Origin of the sequence: Burkholderia stabilis (assembly GCF_001742165.1) — a bacterium.
GTDB classification, from domain to species: Bacteria; Pseudomonadota; Gammaproteobacteria; order Burkholderiales; family Burkholderiaceae; genus Burkholderia; species Burkholderia stabilis.
Window position 1 is genome coordinate 1,836,283 of sequence record NZ_CP016442.1, and the last position, 21,904, is coordinate 1,858,186.

Genomic DNA, 21,904 nt, shown 5'->3' on the forward strand with positions numbered 1-21,904 from the left:
GAAACGCCGCGCGGCCAACCCATCTGCCCAGAAGCACCCGACAACTTTTTGAGAAACCCCGATATCCGCATGAACATCATCGAACCCGGCATCCGCAACCTCGCGCTGGCGAAGGACATCCTGCTCACGCCGTACGGCCTCGACGAAAGCCTGCTCACGCGCACGATCGCCGACATCTTCACGCATCGCGTCGACTACGCGGACCTGTACTTCCAGGCGACCCGCAGCGAAGCGTGGAGCCTCGAGGAAGGCATCGTCAAGTCGGGCAGCTTCAGCATCGACCAGGGCGTCGGCGTGCGCGCGGTCGCGGGCGACCGCACCGCGTTCGCGTACTCGGACGACCTGTCGCCCGAAGCGATCGCGCAGGCGGCCGCGGCCACCAAGGCGATCGCGGCGGCCGGCGGCGGCCGGCAGAAGATCAAGGCCGCGACGTCGCTGAAGGGCATCTCGGGCCGCGACCTGTACCTGCCGTCCGATCCGCTCGCGTCGCTCGACGCGACGGCCAAGGTCAAGCTGCTCGAGCGCATCGAGCAGATGGCACGCGGGCGCGACCCGCGCATCCAGCAGGTGATGGCCGGCCTCGCCGGCGAATACGACGTCGTGCTGGTTGCGCGCAGCGACGGCGCGCTCGCGGCCGACATCCGCCCGCTCGTGCGCGTGTCGGTCACGGTGATCGCCGAACAGAACGGCCGCCGCGAGATCGGCTCCGGCGGCGGCGGCGGCCGCTTCGACTACGGCTACTTCACCGACGAAGTCCTGTCGCGCTACGTCGACGACGCCGTGCACGCGGCGCTCGTCAACCTCGACGCGCGTCCCGCGCCGGCCGGCGCGATGACGGTCGTGCTCGGGCCGGGCTGGCCGGGCGTGCTGCTGCACGAAGCGATCGGCCATGGCCTCGAGGGCGACTTCAACCGCAAGGGCTCGTCCGCCTTCGCGGGCCGGATCGGCGAACAGGTTGCAGCCAAGGGCGTGACCGTCGTCGACGACGGCACGCTGCCGAACCGCCGCGGTTCGCTGAACATCGACGACGAAGGCAACCCGACGCAGTGCACGACGCTGATCGAGGACGGCATCCTGAAGGGTTACATCCAGGACACGCTCAATGCGCGCCTGATGAAGATGCCGGTCACCGGCAACGCGCGGCGCGAGTCGTACGCGGCGCTGCCGATGCCGCGCATGACCAACACGTACATGCTGAACGGCGACAAGGACCCGCAGGAAATCATCGCGTCGGTGAAGAACGGCCTGTACGCGGTGAATTTCGGCGGCGGCCAGGTCGACATCACGAACGGCAAGTTCGTGTTCTCGGCGTCCGAGGCATACATGATCGAGAACGGCAAGATCACCTACCCGGTGAAGGGTGCGACGCTGATCGGCAGCGGCCCCGAATCGCTGAAGTACGTGAGCATGATCGGCAACGACATGTCGCTCGACACCGGCGTCGGCGTGTGCGGCAAGGAAGGTCAGAGCGTGCCGGTCGGCGTCGGCCAGCCGACCCTGCGGATCGACAAGATGACGGTCGGCGGTACGGCATAACCGCATCACGGCGCAGACATTCCGCGCATTTTGAAGAAAACGCGCGGAATATCCGCATTTTCGACACCCCCTGGTTGCCAGCCGACCGGGGACGGGGTATAAATTCCGAATCAACTTTTTTGACGAACCGAATCTCCGTCATGTCCGCCAAGTTTTACTTTTACTTTTTTTGGTATCTCAGACCGCTGGCGGATCGAGAGGGTTGATGGCGCGTAAAGCGCAACCGAAATTCCCGAAAAAACCGCCGGCGAACCCGGCGGTTTTTTTTTCGCCCTTCGCCATCCGGTCGCCGTCGCAGCGATTCCGCGGCCCCGACCGAAATCACTGAATTGCCTGAATTGATGAATCTGCCGCACGCGCATTGACCGAACGGCGCCCGGAACATTAGGAGAAACAGCATGCCCCCGCACAACACCGACGACGTCCGCATTCGCGAACTCAAGGAACTGACGCCGCCCGCCCACCTGATCCGCGAATTCGCGTGCTCCGAAGCCGCGTCCGAGCTGATCTACAACTCGCGCCAGTCGATGCACCGCATCCTGCACGGGATGGACGACCGGCTGATCGTCGTGGTCGGGCCGTGCTCGATCCACGATACGAAGGCGGCGATCGAATACGCGGGCCGGCTCGTGAAGGAACGCGAGCGCTTCAAGGGCGAGCTGGAAATCGTGATGCGCGTGTACTTCGAAAAGCCGCGCACGACGGTCGGCTGGAAGGGGCTCATCAACGATCCGCATCTCGACAACAGCTTCAAGATCAACGAAGGGCTGCGCACCGCGCGCGAGTTGCTGCTGCAGATCAACGAGATGGGGCTGCCGGCCGCGACCGAATACCTCGACATGATCAGCCCGCAGTACATCGCCGACCTGATCTCGTGGGGCGCGATCGGTGCACGCACGACCGAGTCGCAGGTGCACCGCGAGCTCGCGTCGGGGCTGTCGTGCCCGGTCGGCTTCAAGAACGGCACCGACGGCAACGTGAAGATCGCGGTCGACGCGATCAAGGCTGCGTCGCAGCCGCACCATTTCCTGTCGGTGACGAAGGGCGGTCATTCGGCGATCGTGTCGACGGCCGGTAACGAGGATTGCCACGTGATCCTGCGCGGCGGCAAGACGCCGAACTACGACGCGGAAAGCGTGAACGCCGCATGCGCGGACATCGGCAAGGCCGGCCTCGCCGCGCGCCTGATGATCGACGCGAGCCACGCGAACAGCTCGAAGAAGCACGAGAACCAGATCCCGGTCTGCGCCGATATCGGTCGCCAAATTGCGGCCGGTGACGCGCGCATCGTCGGCGTAATGATCGAGTCGCACCTCGTCGAGGGCCGCCAGGACCTGAAGGAAGGCTGCGAGCTGACCTACGGCCAGAGCATCACCGACGCGTGCATCGCGTGGGACGACAGCGTGAAGGTGCTCGAAGGCCTCGCGGAATCGGTCAAGGCGCGCCGTGTGACGCGCGGCAGCGGCAACTGATCGCGTAGTGGCACTTCAGGCTGCATACGCCGCCTGAGGCGCTGGTCGGCGCAAACGAAAACGCCCGGCTCATGCCGGGCGTTTTCGTTCCTGGGGAGTCGACGTCAACGCGTCACTCGAGCGCGCCCGAGCCGAAGATCTCGGTATTGATGCGTTCCGGCGCGACGCCAAGCGCGACCAGTGCATCGCGCTGCGCCTTCATGAACGCGATCGGGCCGCAAACGTAGTAGTCGGCGTTCGGAACGATCGCGAATTCCTTCACGCGCTCCGGCGTGAGCCGTCCTTCGAGGTCGTGGTCGATGCCGACGCGATCGTTCGGGCCGACCCGTTCGTACAACACCGTGCGCTTGACGTTCGCGTGTTCGCGCACCGTATCGTTCAGCCAGTCGCGGAACGCGTGCACCGCACCCGAGCGGCATGCGTGGACGAACCGCACGTCGCGCTTGCTGCCTTCCTCGGCCAGCGTCGACGCCATCGACACCATCGGCGTCAGACCAACGCCGCCGGAGATCAGCACGACCGGCGTATCGACGCCGCGCTTCAGCGAAAATTCGCCCATCGGCGCGGTCACCTCGACGACCGCCCCCTCTTCCACGCCGTCGTGCATCAGGGTCGACACCTTGCCGGCCGGGATTTCCTCGGGCCGACCCGCTTCGCGCTTGACCGAGATGCGCAGCCACTTGCCGTGCGGCGCGTCGGACAGGCTGTACTGGCGCGGCTGGTCGACGCCGAGATCGCCGACGAAGCGCTTCACCGTGATGTACTGGCCCGACTCGAAAGTCGGTGCCGCGCCGCCATCGGCCGGGCTCAGGTAGAACGATGTGATCTCGTCGCTCTCACGCACCTTGCGCGTCACCTTGAACGGACGGAAGCCGCTCCACGCGGCGCCTGCATACAGGTCCGCCTCGGCGCCGATCAGGATCTGCGCAAGCTGACCGTACGCGACGCGCCACGCTTCGAGCGTGTCGGCATCGACCGCGTCGCCGAGCACTTCGACGATCGACGCGAGCAGGTTCTCGCCGACGATCGGGTAATGCTCGGGACGGATGTTCAGGCTCGCGTGCTTGTGCGCGATATGCGACACCGCGCCGCCCAGCACGCCGAGGTTGTCGATGTTCGCCGCATACGCGTAGACGGCCTTCGCGAGCGTCTCGGGCTGGCTGCCGGTCTTCTGGTGCGTCTGGTTGAACAGGTTCTTCAGTTCCGGATGACGCGCGAACATGCGCTGGTAGAAGTGCTTCGTGATCGTCGCGCCGTGCACGGCGAGGACGGGGGCGGTGGCCTTCACACGGGCCATCTGGTCAGCGGTGATGTGGGTCATGTTCGTTCTCCGTTAAACATGCCCATACGATACATGTTTAAAAATCGACCTCCCGCTGACAAATTGTCGCAGTGCGCAAGAACGCCGCGGTGCGCTAGCGGACGCGCCCGCGCTCCCACAGCACGTCAGCTCCGCCGCCAGCGCGATTCAGCACGCGCGCCAGCACGAACAGCAGGTCCGACAGCCGGTTCACGTATCGCCGCGGCGCATCATTGAGCGTCTCGTTGCGCCCCAGCGCGACGATCGAGCGCTCCGCGCGCCGGCACACCGTCCGGCAGACGTGCGCGAGCGACGCCGCGCGCGAGCCGGCCGGCAGGATGAATTCCTTCAGCGGCGGCAGCGTCGCGTTGTAGTCGGCGAGCCACCGGTCGAGACGCGCGAGATGCGTGTCGTCGAGCACCGTATGACCGGGAATGCACAGCTCGCCGCCGAGATCGAACAGGTCGTGCTGGATCGTGACGAGCGCCGCGCGCACGTCGTCCGGCAGCGTTTCGGCGAGCAACACGCCGAGGTTCGAGTTCAGTTCGTCGACGTCGCCGATCGCGGCGATCCGCGCGTCGTCCTTGCCGATGCGCCGTCCGTCGCCGAGACCGGTGGTGCCGTCGTCGCCCGTGCGCGTGGCGATCTTGCTCAAGCGGTTGCCCATGCGAATGTCCTCTCGTGCGCGGCCGCGACGCGGCCCGGTTGCATTGGAACGCGATTATCGCAGCCCGCGGCGGGGGCCGCAGCAGGCGTTACAGCGTAGAATGACCCGGACCCGCGTTGCTGCGGCGCCTGTCATGCAAGCGGACGATTTGCACGGGATCGGGGAGGACCGACGTGTTGACCTCCGGTCGAGTGCGAGGCACGTGCCGCGGCGGGTGCCGGAGCGCTGACTGCAAGGCCGACATGCGAAGCATGGGGCCGCGGCAAGCGCTGAAGCGCCAACTGCAAGGCCGACCGCGAAGCATGGGGCCGCAGTAAGCGCTAAAGCGCCAACTGCATGGCCGACCGCGAAGCATGGGGCCGCAGTAAGCGCTAAAGCGCCAACTGCATGGCCGACCGCGAAGCATGGGGCCGCAGTAAGCGCTAAAGCGCCAACTGCATGGCCGACCGCGAAGCATGGGGCCGCAGTAAGCGCTAAAGCGCTAACTGCGGCCGACAAAGGAGACACAAGTGAATCACCCCGCCCCGCCGGCCGCCACGCGCCGCCCCCTTCCCCCCGCCATGCTCGATGCGCTGCGCGCCGCCTTCGGCGAGCGCGTATCGACCGCCGACGCCGTCCGCGCGCACCACGGCCGCGACGAATCGCCGTTCGATCCGCAACTGCCCGACGCCGTCGTGTTCGCGCACAGCGCCGACGACGTGCGCGAAGTCGTGTCGCTCTGCTCGCTCTACAGCGTGCCGCTGATTCCGTACGGCGCCGGCTCGTCGCTCGAAGGCCACCTGCTCGCGGTGCGCGGCGGCATATCGCTCGACCTGTCGGAAATGAACCGCGTGCTGTCGATCAACGCCGAAGACCTGACCGTGACGGTCGAGCCAGGCATCACACGCAAGGCGCTCAACGAGGCACTGCGCGACACCGGCCTGTTCTTTCCGATCGACCCGGGCGCCGACGCCAGCATCGGCGGAATGACCGCGACCCGCGCATCGGGCACCAACGCCGTGCGCTACGGCACGATGCGCGAGAACGTGCTCGGCCTGACCGCCGTGCTCGCCGACGGCCGCGTCGTGAAGACCGGCACGCGCGCCCGCAAATCGTCGGCCGGCTACGACCTCACGCGCCTGTTCGTCGGCTCCGAAGGCACGCTCGGCGTGATCACCGAGATCACGCTGCGCCTGCACCCGCTGCCGGAAGCCGTGTCGGCCGCGATCTGCACGTTCCCGACGATGAGCGACGCCGTGCGCACCGTGATCGAGACGATCCAGATCGGCGTGCCGATCGCGCGCGTCGAATTCGTCGATTCGCTCGCCGTGCGCTCGATCAACCGCCATTCGAACCTGACGCTCACCGAAGCGCCAACGCTGTTCTTCGAATTCCACGGCACCGAGGCCGGCGTGAAGGAGCAGGCCGAACTCGTGCAGGCGCTCGCAGGCCAGAACAACGGCCAGGGCTTCGAATGGGCGACGCGCCCCGAAGACCGCACGCGCCTCTGGGCCGCGCGCCACAACGCGTATTTCGCGATGCTGCAGCTGAAACCCGGCTGCCGTGCGGTGACGACCGACGTCTGCGTGCCGATCTCGCAGCTCGCCGCGTGCGTCGAGGAAACCGAAGTCGACCTGCGCGCCTCGTCGCTGCCCTGCCCGATCGTCGGCCATGTGGGGGACGGCAATTTCCACGTCGCGATCCTGATCGATCCCGACAAGCCCGAGGAAATCGCCGAAGCCGAGCACATCAACGACCGGATCGTCGAGCGCGCGCTACGCCTCGGCGGCACCTGCACGGGCGAACACGGCGTCGGGCTGCACAAGATGCGCTTCCTGCCGAAGGAGCACGGCGACAATGCGATCGACACGATGCGCGCGATCAAGCTCGCGCTCGATCCGCGCAACCTGATGAATCCCGGCAAGATTTTCACGTGCTGAGACGGCGGCGCGACGCCACGCCTCCTGGAGACCCCATGAACGCTCATGCTCCCGTCGAACTGTCGAGCGCCGCGCGCGCGCAGCGCCAGCGCGAAGTCGTGCAGGCGCTGATGGCCGTGCTGCCGACGCACTGCCTGCTGTACCGCGACGAAGACACGGCGCCGTACGAATGCGACGGCCTGTCCGCCTACCGCCGCCTGCCGCTCGCGGTCGCGCTGCCCGAAACGGAATCGCAGGTGCAACGGGTCGTGCAGATCTGCCGGCGCATGGAAGTGCCGATCGTGCCGCGCGGCGCGGGCACGAGCCTGTCGGGCGGCGCGCTGCCGATCGCGCTCGGCGTCGTGCTGTCGCTCGCGCGCTTCACGCGCATCGTCGAAGTCGATCCGTACGCGCGCACGGCGACCGTGCAGCCCGGCGTGCGCAACCTCGCGATCTCGGAAGCTGCCGCGCCGTACGGCCTGTATTACGCGCCCGACCCGTCGTCACAGATCGCGTGCACGATCGGCGGCAACGTCGCGGAAAATTCCGGCGGCGTCCATTGCCTGAAATACGGGCTGACCGTGCACAACGTGATGCGCGTGCGCGCGGTGACGATCGACGGCGAGATCGTCGAGTTCGGCTCGCTCGCGCTCGACACGCCGGGCCTCGACCTGCTCGCCGTGATGATCGGCAGCGAAGGGATGTTCGCGATCGTCACCGAAGTCACGGTGCGGCTGATCCCGAAGCCGCAGACCGCGCAACTCGTGATGGCGAGCTTCGACGACGTCGTCAAGGGTGGCGAGGCCGTCGCCGCGATCATCGCGTCGGGCATCATCCCGGCCGGGCTCGAAATGATGGACAAGCCGGCCACGCAGGCGGTCGAGGCGTTTACGCACGCCGGCTACGACCTCGACGCGAAAGCGATCCTGCTGTGCGAATCGGACGGCACGCCGGAGGAAGTCGCCGAAGAGATCGTGCGGATGACGGCCGTGCTGCGCGAGCACGGCGCGACGCGCATCCAGGTGTCGCGCAACGAACACGAGCGGCTGCGCTTCTGGTCGGGCCGCAAGAACGCATTCCCGGCAGCCGGCCGCATTTCCGCCGACTATTACTGCATGGACGGCACCGTGCCGCGCCGCGCGATCGGCCCGCTGCTCGCGCGCATCGAGCAACTGGAGACGCGCTACGGGCTGCGCTGCATCAACGTATTCCATGCGGGCGACGGCAACATGCACCCGCTGATCCTCTACAACGCGAACAATCCGGACGAACTGCACCGCGCCGAACAGTTCGGCGCGGAAATCCTGGAATGCTGCGTGGAATTCGGCGGCAGCGTGACGGGCGAACACGGCGTCGGCATCGAGAAGCTCAATTCGATGTGCGTACAGTTCTCGCCGCAGGAGCGCGATGCGTTCTTCGCGGTCAAGCGCGCCTTCGATCCGGCAGGGCTGCTGAACCCGGACAAGGGCATCCCGACCCGCGCGCGCTGCGCCGAATACGGCCGCCAGCACGTGCGCGGCGGGTTGCTGCCGCACCCCGAGCTGCCGCGCTTCTGAGCGTCGCGCGCGGTGCGCGGCCCGCGCCGGCGGCCGGCCGCTGCGGATTGCCGTGCCCGTGCGCCCCGTTCGCGCGGCGGCGCATGCATGCTGTCCGAAATACGGGGCTTAGGGATAGTCGCGATGTGGATTCGCGCCACCCCGGTACAATCGACCGAACAACAAGTCGAGGCAGCAACAGAACATGGAAGAGGACGACATCGTCGCCGGATGGGCCGAGCGCATCCGCGCAGCCAGCGCCGACGGCCGGCCGCTGCGGATTCGCGGCGGCGGTACCAAGGACTGGTACGGCCAGGCGCTCGAGGGCGAAATACTCGACACGCGCGCGTTTCAGGGCATCGTATCGTACGACCCGGCCGAACTCGTCGTCACGGTCCGCGCGGGCACGCCGCTCGCGCAGCTTGAAACCGTCCTCGCCGAGTGCGGCCAGATGCTGCCGTTCGAGCCGCCGCACTTCGGCCGCGCGGCCACCGTCGGCGGCTGCGTCGCGGCGGGCCTCGCGGGCCCGCGCCGCGCCACCTGCGGCGCACCGCGCGATTTCGTGCTCGGCGTCACGCTGATGAACGGCCGCGGCGAAATGCTGCGCTTCGGCGGGCAGGTCGTGAAAAACGTCGCCGGCTACGACGTGTCGCGGCTGATGGCCGGCGCGCTCGGCACGCTGGGCCTGATGCTCGACCTGTCGATCAAGGTGTTGCCGGTGCCCGTCGCCGAAATCACGCTGAAGTTCGAGATGACCGCGACCGACGCGGTGCGCAAGCTCAACGAATGGGGCGGCCACCCGCTGCCCGTCAGCGCGAGCGCATGGCGCAACGGCACGCTCGTGCTGCGCCTGTCGGGCGCCGAAGCGGCCGTCAAATCCGCGAAGACGCTGCTCGGCGGCGAAGTCGTCGACGCGGTCGAGGCCGAGCGGTTCTGGGCCGGACTGCGCGAGCATACCGACCCGTTCTTCAACGGCATCCCGCCCGGCTTTGCGCTGTGGCGCCTCGCGCTGCCGTCGATCACCGAACCGATGCACCTGCCCGGCACCCAGTTGATGGAATGGGGCGGCGCGCAGCGCTGGTGGATCACCGACGCCGATGCGCAGACCGTACGCATGAGCGCGAAACAGGCAGGCGGCCACGCGACGCTGTTCCGCGCGGGTGACGCCTACGACCGCAGCGCGGGCGTATTCACGCCGCTCCCCGCCCCGATGATGAAAATCCACCGCGGGCTGAAGGCCGCGTTCGATCCCGCGCGCATCTTCAACCGCGGCCGGCTCTACCCCGACCTCTGAGGGCTCGATGCAAACGAACCTCGCCGATTTCATCCGCAACACGCCCGACGGCGACGAGGCCGACGCCATCCTGCGCAAGTGCGTGCATTGCGGCTTCTGCACGGCGACCTGCCCGACCTACCAGTTGCTCGGCGACGAGCTCGACGGCCCGCGCGGGCGCATCTACCTGATCAAGCAGATGGTCGAAGGCGCGAACGTCACGCGCAGCACGCAGCAGCACCTCGACCGCTGCCTCACGTGCCGCAGTTGCGAGACGACCTGCCCGTCGGGCGTCCAGTACGGCCGGCTCGTCGAGATCGGCCGCAAGCACGTCGAGGCGCAGGTGCAGCGCCCCGTGCAGCAACGTCTCATGCGCCGCGTGCTCGCGAGCTTCGTGCCGAACGCCGCGCTGTTCTCGCCGGTGATGCGGCTCGGCCAGCACGTGCGGCCGCTGCTGCCGAAGCGGCTGCGCGACAAGGTGCCGCCGCGCACGCGGCTGCTCGAATGGCCGCACCGCACGCATACGCGCAAGATGCTGATGCTCGGCGGCTGCGTGCAGCCGTCGATGCTGCCGAACATCAACATCGCGACCGCGCGCGTGCTCGACGCGCTCGGCATCGAGACGGTCGTCGCGCCCGACGCAGGCTGCTGTGGTGCGATCCGCCTGCACCTGAACTATCACGACGAGGCGCTCGACGACGCGCGCCGCAACATCGACGCGTGGTGGCCCCATGTCGAACAGGGCGCCGAGGCGATCGTGATGAATGCGTCGGGCTGCGGCGCGACGGTGCTCGAATACGCGCACCTGCTGCGCGACGACCCGGCCTACGCGGAGAAGGCGCAGCGCATCGTCTCGCTGACACGCGACATCTCCGACGTGCTGCTCGCCTTCGAGGCCGAGCTTGCGACGCTCGCGCGGCGCCGCGCGATCCATACCGTCGCGTACCACCCGCCGTGCACGCTGCAGCACGGCCAGCAGTCGCACGGCAAGGTCGAAAGGCTGCTCGAGACGCTCGGCATCGACGTGCGGCTGCCGGCCGACAGTCATCTGTGCTGCGGCTCGGCCGGCACGTATTCGCTGACGCAGCCATCGCTGTCGTACAAGTTGCGCAAGCAGAAGCTGCTGAAGCTGCAGGCGCTCGAACCGCAGATGATCGTCTCCGGCAACATCGGCTGCATCGCGCACCTGCAGAGCGGCACGCAGATTCCGGTCGCGCACTGGGTCCAGCTCGTCGAGCATCTGCTGTACGGCTAGGGCAACGAGCGGTCGAAGCCGGGCCGCACGCGGCGTCCGTATAATGGGCGAATCGATGCGCCGCGTGTCGCGGCGCATCCGCTTGATGCCCGCTTCCGTGCCTGCCTTCGTGCCCGTCATGTCCGATCTCGCCGCCCGCCTCGAATCCGTTCATCGCCGCATCGCCGACGCCGCCCGCGCGGCCGGCCGCGATCCCGCCACCGTCTCGCTGCTCGCCGTCTCGAAGACGTTTCCCGCCGACGACGTGCGCGCCGCGCACGCGGCCGGGCAACGCGCGTTCGGCGAAAACTACGTGCAGGAATCGATCGACAAGATCGACGCGCTCGCCGATCTGCGCGCGTCGCTCGAATGGCATTTCATCGGGCCGCTGCAATCGAACAAGACGCGACCGGTCGCCGAGCGCTTCGACTGGGTCCATTCGGTCGACCGGCTAAAGATCGCGCAACGCCTGTCGGAACAACGCCCCGCGCACCTGCCGCCGCTCAACGTGTGCGTCCAGGTGAACATCAGCGGCGAGGCGTCGAAGAGCGGCGTCGCGCCGGCCGACGTGGCCGACGTCGCGCGCGCGGTCAGCGCGCTGCCGTCGCTGCGGCTGCGCGGCCTGATGGCGATTCCCGAACCGGCCGGCGACACCGAAGCGCAACGCGCGCCGCATCGCGCGCTGCGCGCGCTGTTCGACGCATTGCGTGCCGGCGGCCTGCCGCTCGACACGTTGTCGATGGGCATGTCCGCCGATCTCGACGCGGCCGTGCTCGAAGGCGCGACGATCGTGCGCGTCGGCACCGCGATCTTCGGCGCGCGCGATTACTCGCACTGAACGCCGCCCCCTTTTTCGCCTTTCCGTTCACTCACTCGCTCAATCCGGACATCATGAAAATCGCATTCATCGGCGGCGGCAACATGGCCGCGGCCCTGATCGGCGGCCTGATCAAGCGCGGCGTCGCCGCCGACGGCCTGTATGCCATCGACGTCAACGAGGACGCCCGCGCGCGCACCGCGCAGCAATTCGGCGTGCGCACCGGCGCGGCCATCGACGCGACCCTCGCCGATTACGACGCGGTCGTGCTCGCGGTGAAGCCGCAGGTGCTGAAGGACGTCGCGCAGGCGCTCGCGCCGCACCTGACGTCGCAGCTCGTGATCAGCATCGCGGCCGGCATCCGCGGCACGGACCTCGCGCGCTGGCTCGGCGATTACGCGCGCGTCGTGCGTACGATGCCGAACACGCCTGCGCTCGTCGGCATGGGCGTGACGGGCCTCGCCGCGCTGCCGGGCGTCGACGCGGCAGGCCGCGAGCTCGCATCGAACGTGCTCGGCGCGGTCGGCGAGATCGTATGGTTCGACGACGAATCGCAGATCGACGCCGTCACGGCCATTTCGGGCAGCGGCCCTGCGTACGTGTTCTATTTCATCGAAGCGCTGCAGGAAGCCGCACGCCGTCTCGGCATGAACGACGAACAGGGCCGCGCGCTCGCGGTCGCGACGTTCACGGGCGCCGCGCAACTCGCCGCGCAGTCGGGCGAGCCGGCGAGCGTGCTGCGCGAGCGCGTGACGTCGAAGGGCGGCACGACGGCCGCCGCGCTCGCGTCGTTCGATGCGCAAGGCGTGAAGGAAGCGATCGTGCGCGGCGCGCTCGCGGCCGAGGCGCGTGCGAAGGAGATGGGCGACGAACTCGGCCGCGCGTAAGCGCGCCGGCGGTGCCGGATGCGTCGGCACCGGACGTAAAAAAAGCGGCCATCGGGCCGCTTTTTCATTGGCAACGCGCGCCGGCGCGCCACTGCGTTCAGTTGCCGGCCAGCAGGTAATGCGCGGCGATCCCGGCGAACAGCACGCCGCCGAGCCAGTTGTTGTGCCGGAACGCCGCGAAGCACGGCATCCGCTCGCGATCCTTGATCAGCGTGTAGTGATACAGCGCGCAGCCGACCGCCGCCGCCCAGCCGGCCCAGTACGCGAGGCCGAAGCCGAGCGTCACGCCGATCCACACGTAGACGCCGAGCGTCACCGCATAGCACGCCATCACGGCCGCGACGTCGAAGCGGCCGAACGTCAGCGCGGACGTGCGGATGCCAATCTTGATGTCGTCGTCGCGATCGACCATCGCGTATTCGGTGTCGTACGCGACCGACCAGAAGATGTTCGCGACCAGCATCACCCACGCGATCGTCGGCACCGCGTCCTGCACGGCCGCGAACGCCATCGGGATGCCGAAGCCGAACGCGATGCCGAGGTACGCCTGCGGAATCGCGAAGAAGCGCTTCATGAACGGATACGAGCCCGCGATGAACAGCGCGACGACGGACAGCTCTTTCGTCAGCGTATTGAGCGGCAGGATCAGCAGGAATGCGAGAAACGACAGCCCCACCGCGATCGCGACGGCTTCCCATGCGCGGATCTTGCCCGACGTCAGCGGCCGGTCGGCCGTGCGCTTCACGTGGCGGTCGAAATCGCGGTCGGCGTAGTCGTTCATCGCACAGCCGGCCGAGCGCATCAGCAGCGTACCGAGCGTGAAGATCACGAGCAAGGGCCAGCGTGGGTGGCCGTCCGACGCGATCCACAGCGCATTGAGCGTCGGCCAGAGCAGCAGCAGGCTGCCGATCGGCTTGTCCATCCGAACGAGCCGCAGATACAGGGGAAAGCGGGCAAGCATGGCGAAGCACCGGGAAGATAACCCCGGCATTTTAGAGCCGAGCGGCGCTCCGCGTCATGTCGGCGCGGGGTGCGGCCGGTAGCCGCCGGACGCGGACTGGCCGCCGCGGCCCGCGGCACATGGCCGCGCCGCGATGCGTGGATATCAAGGGACAGATACGAAACGAATGCGGATCGACGCGTTCGGCACACCGGCCGCGATTTGGTCCGATACGGGCCGACCGGCCAGGGCCCATGCCCGCGTTGGGCAGACGCTACGCACCGGCATCGCAGGTCGGCCGCTCCGCCGAATGCGTGTGCTCGTGCAACGCGCCCGGAATGAACGTCTGTCCGAGACCGCCTTCGCCGAGCCACGCGCGGGTCCGCTCGGCCGCGAGTTCGATCAACTCCTTGCACCGCGTGTAGTCGTATGGCGAGACGTCGAGCGGACATAGGGGCGGCACCACGCAGATCGCAGCACGACTTTGGTAGAACGCCAGATCGCGCACGAGCTGGCGCGCGATCACGAGCGTCAGCGCATGCATCGCCTGCGCGATCGCGCTTCCCGGCGGCTTGCGCAGCGCGCACGCGAAGCCGGCCGGCAGCACGACGATGCGCGTCGCGCCCCGCGCGACGGCAATCGAGATCGGCGTATTGTTCGCGACGCCGCCATCGACCATCAGTCGATCGTCGATCCGCACCGGCGGAAACACGCCGGGGATCGCCGCGCTGGCGAGCACGGCATCGACGACGAGGCCCGACGAAAGCACGATTTCGTTGCCGCTGAGCATGTCGGTTGCAACGACGTGCAGCGGCAGCGACGCGCGCTCCACGTACTGATACCGCAAATGCCTTTCCAGCAGCATTCGCAGCGCGGTCGCCTCGACGAGGTGTGCGCGGTTCTGCAGAACCGTCCTGAGCAGGCCGAGCATCGAAAACGGCATGATGTCGCGCCGGCGGATGTTGCACCACAGCGCTTCGAGCTTCGCGACGCCATCGCCGTCGGGCTGCCCGGCGAAATACGCGGCGTTGATCGCACCGGCGGATGCGCCGACCACGAAGTCGGGCCGCTCACCGTGGTTGAGCAGTTCGCGCAGCATGCCCACCTCGATCGCACCGAGGCTGCCCCCGCCTGCAAAGACGAAAGCGGTCCGTTCCGGACGCGCGCTTCGATCGAGGGCCATGGTTGTCTCCCTTACCGGGCCAGCAGAGAAGGATGAACGCTGAAGTCTGCGATACAGATTCGCACAAATCGGCAGGCCGCTCAACGTGCAACATGCCGCCCACTTTCGGTTGATCGGGACGGTCGATAGCGCAATTTCCGCGTTACTCAACCAGGTCAGCCCATGCACCCAACGGTAAGCAGGCCGGCAGATCTTTGCCCGCATGGCGAAAGCGCCCATGCATTTCCGGGAGACCAGGACGACACATCTGCTGATTCAGGCGCAATGAGCACGCAGCGGCCAGTTGGCGTGACAGGCCCTCCACGATTTCCTTGCGGCCCTTGTGCCGATGCCGATCCTGATCCGTGTGGCATTTCGCCTCCCGATCATCATCAAGATTCCTGATTAATCACGCCAGGCCCGAAAAAAGTGTATCGGGTAATTCGCATGCCGCGTGCGTCCGGCATCCGTGCGCGGCTCGCCGTTGCGGGCGTCGCGCGAAACAGCGCGCTCAGCCGCCGGCAACCGGCGCGAACGCGTGCAGCGCCTGCGCAACCAGCACGGCCGCACCGCCACCGACGATTGCAAAACCGACGAAACGCCGCGCCATCGTGGCCGGGGCGCGCGTCACCGGCGCCGCGAACGCGGCGCGCATGTCCAGCATCATTTGCGTCATGGTCGTCACTCCTTCGACGAGACATCTGTTAAAAAAAACGGCCGGTCGTTCGACCGGCCGTTTCGCGTTGCTGCGTTACCGCATCACGATGCGGCAACACGCATGCACTCAGGCGAGGTCGAAGCGGTCGAGGTTCATCACCTTGTTCCAGGCCGCCACGAAGTCACGTGCGAACTTCTCCTTCGCGTCCGCGCTGCCGTACACCTCGGCCAGCGCACGCAGTTGCGCATGCGAGCCGAAGATCAGGTCGACGCGCGTGCCGGTCCACTTGACCTTGCCCGTCGCACGATCACGCCCTTCGAACACGTCGTTCGCGGCCGACGCCGGCTTCCACTCCGTGCCCATGTCGAGCAGGTTCACGAAGAAGTCGTTCGTCAGCGTTTCCGGACGATCGGTGAACACGCCGTGCTTCGCATCGCCAACGTTCGTGCCGAGTACGCGCAGGCCACCGACGAGCACCGTCAGTTCGGGCGCGGTCAGCGTCAGCAGTTGCGCCTTGTCGACCAGCAGCACTTCGGCCGGCGTCTTGTACGCGCTCTTCAGGTAGTTACGGAAACCGTCCGCAACCGGCTCGAGCACGGCCATCGCTTCGATGTCCGTCTCTTCCTGCGTCGCATCCGCGCGGCCCGGCGCGAACGGCACCGTCACCGCGACGCCCGCGTTCTTCGCTGCCTGCTCGACGCCGGCCGCACCGGCCAGCACGATCAGGTCGGCGAGCGACACCTTCTTGCCGCCCGTCTGCGCGTCGTTGAACGCCTTCTGCACGCCTTCGAGCGTCGCGAGCACCTTCGCGAGTTCGGCCGGACGGTTCACTTCCCAGTCCTTCTGCGGCGCGAGGCGAATGCGCGCACCGTTCGCGCCGCCGCGCTTGTCCGAACCGCGGAACGTCGCAGCCGACGCCCATGCGGTCGACACGAGCTGCGACACCGACAGGCCCGATGCCAGCACCTTCGCCTTCAGCGCCGCGACGTCGGTGTCGTCGATCAGCTTGTGGTCGACAGCCGGGATCGGGTCTTGCCACAGCAGATGCTCCGCCGGCACGTCCGGGCCGAGATAGCGGGCGCGCGGGCCCATGTCGCGGTGCGTGAGCTTGAACCAGGCGCGCGCGAACGCGTCGGCGAACTCGGCCGGGTTCTCGTAGAAGCGGCGCGAGATCTTTTCGTACGCCGGGTCGAAACGCAGCGACAGGTCGGTCGTCAGCATCGTCGGACGATGTTTCTTCGACGCGTCGAACGCATCCGGAATCACGTCGCCGGCATCCTTCGCGACCCACTGGTGCGCGCCGGCCGGGCTCTTCGTGAGCTCCCACTCGTAGCTGAACAGGTGCTTGAAGAAGTCGTTGCTCCACTTCGTCGGCGTCGACGTCCACGTGACTTCGAGGCCGCTCGTGATCGCGTCCTTGCCCTTGCCCGTGCCGAACGTGCTCTTCCAGCCGAGGCCCTGCGCTTCGAGGCCCGCAGCTTCCGGCTCGGGGCCGACATTCGATGCGGGACCGGCGCCGTGCGTCTTGCCGAAGGTGTGGCCGCCCGCGATCAGCGCGACCGTCTCTTCGTCGTTCATCGCCATGCGCGCGAACGTTTCGCGGATGTCATGCGCGGCGGCGACCGGGTCGGGGTTGCCGTCCGGGCCTTCCGGGTTCACGTAGATCAGGCCCATCTGCACTGCGGCGAGCGGGCTTTCGAGGTCGCGCTTGCCCGAGTAGCGGCTGTTCGGGCCGCCGCTCAGTTCCAGCCAGATCTTTTCCGAGCCCCAGTAGACGTCGTCCGGTTCCCACGTGTCGACGCGGCCGCCGGCGAAGCCGAAGGTCTTGAAGCCCATCGATTCGAGCGCAACGTTGCCGGTCAGGATCAGCAGGTCGGCCCACGAGATGTTGCGGCCATACTTCTGCTTGATCGGCCACACCAGCCGGCGCGCCTTGTCGAGGCTCACGTTGTCCGGCCAGCTGTTGAGCGGTGCGAAGCGCTGCTGCCCGCCGCCCGCGCCGCCGCGGCCGTCAGCCGTGCGGTACGTGCCGGCGCTGTGCCATGCCATGCGGATGAACAGGCCGCCGTAGTGGCCGAAGTCGGCCGGCCACCAGTCCTGCGACGTCGTCATCAGCGCATGCAGATCCTTCTTCACTGCTGCGAGATCCAGTTGCTTGAACGCCGCGGCGTAGTCGAAATCCTTGTCCATCGGATCGGACAGCGCCGAATGCCGATGCAGGATGTTCAGGTTCAGCTGATTCGGCCACCAGTCCTTGTTCGTCGTGCCGCCGCTTGCGGTGTGGTTGAACGGGCACTTCGATTCGTTCGACATGCGTTTTCTCCTTGGCTTGCTCGTATGTACCCGCCTGCCCGCTTCGGCATCGTGCCGGGCGCGGTTCGTGGCGGATCATTGCGGGGATAAGAAACGAAACAGGCAGGTCCTCCTGTCGTGCTACGGGATGTCGTGCGTGACCTTCGATGCGCGCTTCCCGTGCGTGGCGCCGCAGGCGCGGCGCTCCGGGAAACGGCGGCCGGCAGGCGTGGCGCCGGCGATGCGTGCGGTTTTCCGTGTTTCGGACATGCAATGCTCCCTCATGGCTTGGCGACGGGTGAATCGGGGGAACACAGGACCGGCATGCGGCGGCACTCATCCGCCATACACACGGTCCGCCAGGTACGCGAACGCAATCGGGCGCAGGCTGCGCACCGCAGCCCTGGCGCGATATACGACCTCGTCGCGCGACGGGATGTTCCGCTGCGCATGCTGCAATACCGACCGCATCATGACATCCTCCTTTGACGCTTGCATTCCGAGTGTGAACCGAGCGCCGACACGACGCGATCCACGTAGAGGATTCTATCTACATCTATCAATTATTTGAATTTGATTAATTTCATCTATGCGATAGAGAAAAATAAACGGGGTCGCAAACCCCGTTCATCATGCTGTCGCATGGGCATGCCGCAGCCCGTTCAGTTCATCGTCGCCGGCATGTCGAGCTTCGCGACGCCCGGCAGTTCGCACGCGGTGATCGCGTCGCTGATCGCGTCGATCGCCGGCATCCGCGTGAAGCTCTTGCGCCACACCAGCACCACGCGGCGGTCGGGCACCGGTTCGTTGAACGGCACGTACGACAGCAGCTCGGCATCGGGGCCGTTCGCGCGCGGACCGACCTCGGTGACCGACATCCGCGGCAGCACCGTAATGCCGACGCCGCTCGCGACCATGTGGCGGATCGTCTCGAGCGACGAGCCCTCGAAGGTCTTCTGGATGCCGTCGGCCGTCTGCGAGAAGCGCATCAGTTCCGGACACACGCCGAGCACGTGATCGCGGAAGCAGTGGCCGTTGCCGAGCAGCAGCATGGTTTCCTGCTTCAGGTCCTCGGCGTCGATCTCGTCGCGCTTCTCCCACGGATGGCCGGCGGGCAGCGCGACGACGAACGGCTCGTCGTACAGCGGGCGCACCATCAGGCCGGTTTCCGGGAACGGCAGCGCCATGATCGCGGCGTCGATCTCGCCCTGCTTCAGCAGTTCGAGCAGCTTCAGCGTGTAGTTCTCCTGCAGCATCAGCGGCATCTGCGGAACACGCTGGATCATCTGCTTGACGAGCGTCGGCAGCAGGTACGGCCCGATCGTGTAGATCACGCCGAGGCGGAACGGGCCGACGAGCGGGTCCTTGCCCTGCTTCGCGATCTCCTTGATCGCGAAGGTCTGCTCGAGCACGCGCTGCGCCTGCGTGACGATCTGGTCGCCGATCGGCGTCACGCTCACTTCGCTCGCGCCGCGCTCGAAAATCTGCACGTTGAGCTCGTCTTCAAGCTTCTTGATCGCCACCGACAGCGTCGGCTGGCTCACGAAGCATGCTTCGGCCGCGCGGCCGAAATGCCGCTCGCGCGCGACCGCGACGATGTATTTCAATTCAGTCAGCGTCATTGTGGGTCAATCAGAGATATACAGGCGATAGGTTTAATTTATACACCGTCTGGCACCGGTTCGCCAAGTTTCTCTGCATTTCGATGCACCGAATGGCGGTTTTAAATCCGGCCCCGAATGCGCGAATCAGGCTTTCAGGTACTGCTCGCGCGCGCCGAGCCAGCGTGCGAGATGCTGGGTGACGACGTCGGGATACGCGTCGATCAGCCGCGTCGCGGCGTCGCGCGCCGGATCGATCAACCAGCCGTCGGTTTCGAGGTTCGCAAAGCGCAGCATCGCCGCGCCCGACTGGCGCGCGCCGAGGAATTCGCCGGGGCCACGGATTTCGAGGTCGCGCCGGGCGATCTCGAAGCCGTCGGTCGTCTCGCGCATCGTCTTCAGCCGCTCGCGACCGGTGATCGACAGCGGCCCCGTGTACAGCAGCACGCACACCGATGCCGCGGTGCCGCGCCCGACGCGGCCGCGCAACTGGTGCAGCTGCGCGAGGCCGAAACGCTCGGCGTGTTCGATCACCATCAGCGACGCGTTCGGCACGTCGACGCCGACTTCGATCACGGTCGTCGCGACGAGCAATTGCACGTCGTTGCGCGTGAACGCCTCCATCACGGCCGCCTTGTCGGCCGGCGACAGCCGGCCGTGCACGAGCCCGACCTTCAGCTCGGGCAGCGCCGCGGCGAGCGTCTCGTAGGTTTCGACGGCCGTCTGCAGCTGCAGCGTCTCGCTTTCCTCGATCAGCGGGCACACCCAATACACCTGGCGCCCGGTCAGCGCGGCCTCGCGCACGCGGGCGATCACCTCCTCGCGCCGCGCGTCGCCGACGAGGCGCGTCAGCACGGGCGTGCGGCCCGGCGGCAGCTCGTCGATCGTCGAGACTTCGAGATCCGCGTAGTACGTCATCGCGAGCGTGCGCGGAATCGGCGTGGCCGACATCATCAGCTGGTGCGGCTGGAAATCGCGCGCGCCGTTGGCCGCGTTCGCGGCCTTCGCGCGCAGCGCGAGACGCTGCTCGACGCCGAAACGATGCTGTTCGTCGACGATCACGAGGCCGAGCCGCGCGAATTCGACCGTGTCCTGGATGATCGCGTGCGTGCCGATCACGAGCTGCGCGGTGCCGAGCGCCGCCGCCTCGATCGCCGCGCGCTTCTCCTTCGCCTTCAGGCTGCCCGCGAGCCACGCGACCGTGACGCCGAGCGGCTCAAGCCACGCGCGCAGCTTGCGCGCGTGCTGTTCCGCAAGGATTTCGGTGGGCGCCATCAGCGCGGCCTGGTAGCCGGCATCGATCGCCTGCGTGGCGGCCAGCGCCGCGACGACCGTCTTGCCGCTGCCGACGTCGCCCTGCAGCAGGCGCTGCATCGGGTGCGCGAGCGTGAGGTCGTGCGCAATTTCGTCGACGACGCGCGACTGCGCGCCCGTCAGCGTGAACGGCAGCGCCGCGTAGAGCCGGGTCGTGAGCGCCCCGGCATCGCTCGCGGTGCTTCGCGGCATCGCGGGCGCCGCACGCGTGCGGCGCTCCTCGTGCGCACGCTTGAGCGACAGTTGCTGCGCGAGCAGTTCCTCGAACTTGATGCGCGTCCACGCCGGGTGCGAGCCGTCCATCAGCGCGGCTTCGTCGGAATCGACGCCCGGGTGGTGCAAGATGCGCACGGCCTGCTCGAGCGACGGCACGCCGAGCGGCTTCAGGTAATCGCGCTCGATCTCGGGCGGCAGCAGCTCCGGCAGCGGCGTGCGCTCGACCGCGTTCTCGATCGCCTTGCGCAGATACGCCTGCGACACGCCGGCCGTGCTCGGATAAACGGGCGTGAGCACCTGCGGCAGCGGCGCGTCCGCTTCGACAACCCGCACCGCCGGATGCACCATTTCCATCCCGAAGAAGCCGCCGCGCACATCGCCGCGCACGCGCAGCCGCTGGCCGACGGCCATCTGCTTGACCTGCGAGCCGTAGAAATTCAGGAAGCGCAGCACCAGGTGCTCACCGTCGTCGTCCTGGATCTTCACGACGAGCTGGCGGCGCGGCCGGAACGCGACCTCGTTGTCGAACACGACGCCTTCGGTCTGCGCGATGCCGCCCGGCAGCAGTTCGCCGATCGGCGTGAGCGTGGTTTCGTCCTCATAGCGCATCGGCAGATGCAGCACGAGATCGATCGAGCGTGTGAGGCCGAGCTTCGCGAGCTTGTCGGCGGTCTTCACGGGTTTGTCGGCCGCCTTCTTCTTGCGCTTCGCGCCGGCCGCGCCCGCTTCGTCGCTCGCGGCGGCGCCTTCGGCATCGGGCGCGGCGGCGGCCGGCTGCGCGAGCCGCCCGTCGGCGCCGCGCTTCGGCCCCGCGCGGCGCGGCGCGGCGCGCTGCGGTTCCGCGCCCGGCTCTGCACCGCGCTCCCCTGCGCTGTGCGCGGGTGGCACGGCATCCTCCGCGTCGAACGGATCGGCGGAATCGGCAACGGCAGTGGAGGAACGGCGGGGGGACACAGGCATCGGATCGTCTGGGTGCTTCGCAAGGCAAGTACAATAGCGGCTTTCACGTCGTCCGAACGAACGACGCCGGCCAGGCCGCGCATCCCGTCATCATAGCGGCTCGCGCGCCCCATTTACGCGTTTCCGCCCTGCCGGCGACGCC

General features: G+C 67.5%; 17 protein-coding genes. 8 read left to right on the forward strand and 9 right to left on the reverse strand.

Annotated features, from left to right (window positions below; genetic code table 11):
- Positions 1-69 precede the first annotated feature (69 nt).
- Positions 70-1,536 carry a metalloprotease TldD gene (gene tldD / locus BBJ41_RS08550; protein WP_069746144.1) on the forward strand — a complete coding sequence of 489 codons (1,467 nt, stop codon included), beginning with the start codon at positions 70-72 and terminating at the stop codon, positions 1,534-1,536.
- A 398-nt stretch (positions 1,537-1,934) separates the two neighbouring features.
- Complete coding sequence (gene aroG, locus BBJ41_RS08555; protein WP_069746145.1) at positions 1,935-3,008, forward strand: 3-deoxy-7-phosphoheptulonate synthase AroG; 1,074 nt, start codon at positions 1,935-1,937, stop codon at positions 3,006-3,008.
- 112 nt (positions 3,009-3,120) lie between these two features.
- Here aroG and hmpA read toward each other — a convergent pair whose 3' ends face one another.
- Complete coding sequence (hmpA, locus tag BBJ41_RS08560; RefSeq protein WP_069746146.1) at positions 3,121-4,329, reverse strand: NO-inducible flavohemoprotein; 1,209 nt, start codon at positions 4,327-4,329, stop codon at positions 3,121-3,123.
- A gap of 94 nt (positions 4,330-4,423) precedes the next feature.
- Positions 4,424-4,975 (reverse strand): cob(I)yrinic acid a,c-diamide adenosyltransferase, encoded by a 552-nt coding sequence (locus tag BBJ41_RS08565; protein ID WP_069746147.1) that lies wholly within the window; start codon positions 4,973-4,975, stop codon positions 4,424-4,426.
- A 509-nt stretch (positions 4,976-5,484) separates the two neighbouring features.
- Between BBJ41_RS08565 and BBJ41_RS08570 the strand changes: the two genes are divergently transcribed.
- From BBJ41_RS08570 to proC, 6 genes are all read left to right on the forward strand, one after another.
- Positions 5,485-6,894, forward strand: coding sequence for an FAD-binding oxidoreductase (locus BBJ41_RS08570; protein ID WP_069746148.1), 1,410 nt, complete (start codon positions 5,485-5,487; stop codon positions 6,892-6,894).
- A gap of 35 nt (positions 6,895-6,929) precedes the next feature.
- Positions 6,930-8,429, forward strand: a complete 1,500-nt coding sequence (locus tag BBJ41_RS08575) for an FAD-linked oxidase C-terminal domain-containing protein (RefSeq protein ID WP_069746149.1) — start codon at positions 6,930-6,932, stop codon at positions 8,427-8,429.
- A 184-nt stretch (positions 8,430-8,613) separates the two neighbouring features.
- Complete coding sequence (gene glcE / locus BBJ41_RS08580; protein WP_069746150.1) at positions 8,614-9,702, forward strand: glycolate oxidase subunit GlcE; 1,089 nt, start codon at positions 8,614-8,616, stop codon at positions 9,700-9,702.
- A 7-nt stretch (positions 9,703-9,709) separates the two neighbouring features.
- Positions 9,710-10,936 carry a glycolate oxidase subunit GlcF gene (gene glcF, locus BBJ41_RS08585; RefSeq protein ID WP_069746151.1) on the forward strand — a complete coding sequence of 409 codons (1,227 nt, stop codon included), beginning with the start codon at positions 9,710-9,712 and terminating at the stop codon, positions 10,934-10,936.
- Positions 10,937-11,054: 118 nt separating this feature from the next.
- A complete protein-coding gene (locus tag BBJ41_RS08590) occupies positions 11,055-11,753 on the forward strand; it encodes a YggS family pyridoxal phosphate-dependent enzyme (RefSeq protein WP_069747635.1) in 699 nt (232 codons plus the stop codon).
- 53 nt (positions 11,754-11,806) lie between these two features.
- Positions 11,807-12,619, forward strand: a complete 813-nt coding sequence (gene proC / locus BBJ41_RS08595; RefSeq protein WP_069746152.1) for a pyrroline-5-carboxylate reductase — start codon at positions 11,807-11,809, stop codon at positions 12,617-12,619.
- Between the two features lie 97 nt (positions 12,620-12,716).
- Here proC and ubiA read toward each other — a convergent pair whose 3' ends face one another.
- From ubiA to recG, 7 genes are all read right to left on the reverse strand, one after another.
- Positions 12,717-13,580 (reverse strand): 4-hydroxybenzoate octaprenyltransferase, encoded by an 864-nt coding sequence (ubiA, locus tag BBJ41_RS08600; RefSeq protein ID WP_069746153.1) that lies wholly within the window; start codon positions 13,578-13,580, stop codon positions 12,717-12,719.
- Positions 13,581-13,833: 253 nt separating this feature from the next.
- The gene (locus BBJ41_RS08605) at positions 13,834-14,742 is read right to left on the reverse strand and encodes a patatin-like phospholipase family protein (protein ID WP_069746154.1); all 909 of its coding nucleotides are present in this window, start codon (positions 14,740-14,742) and stop codon (positions 13,834-13,836) included.
- A 490-nt stretch (positions 14,743-15,232) separates the two neighbouring features.
- The gene (locus BBJ41_RS41125) at positions 15,233-15,397 is read right to left on the reverse strand and encodes a hypothetical protein (protein WP_167362196.1); all 165 of its coding nucleotides are present in this window, start codon (positions 15,395-15,397) and stop codon (positions 15,233-15,235) included.
- A 108-nt stretch (positions 15,398-15,505) separates the two neighbouring features.
- Positions 15,506-17,692 (reverse strand): catalase/peroxidase HPI, encoded by a 2,187-nt coding sequence (katG, locus tag BBJ41_RS08610; protein ID WP_069746155.1) that lies wholly within the window; start codon positions 17,690-17,692, stop codon positions 15,506-15,508.
- Between the two features lie 120 nt (positions 17,693-17,812).
- A complete protein-coding gene (locus tag BBJ41_RS41900) occupies positions 17,813-17,941 on the reverse strand; it encodes a hypothetical protein (protein WP_257786467.1) in 129 nt (42 codons plus the stop codon).
- Positions 17,942-18,333: 392 nt separating this feature from the next.
- Positions 18,334-19,293, reverse strand: a complete 960-nt coding sequence (locus tag BBJ41_RS08615; protein WP_069746156.1) for a hydrogen peroxide-inducible genes activator — start codon at positions 19,291-19,293, stop codon at positions 18,334-18,336.
- 126 nt (positions 19,294-19,419) lie between these two features.
- A complete protein-coding gene (gene recG, locus BBJ41_RS08620; protein ID WP_069746157.1) occupies positions 19,420-21,762 on the reverse strand; it encodes an ATP-dependent DNA helicase RecG in 2,343 nt (780 codons plus the stop codon).
- Between the last annotated feature and the right edge of the window lie 142 nt (positions 21,763-21,904).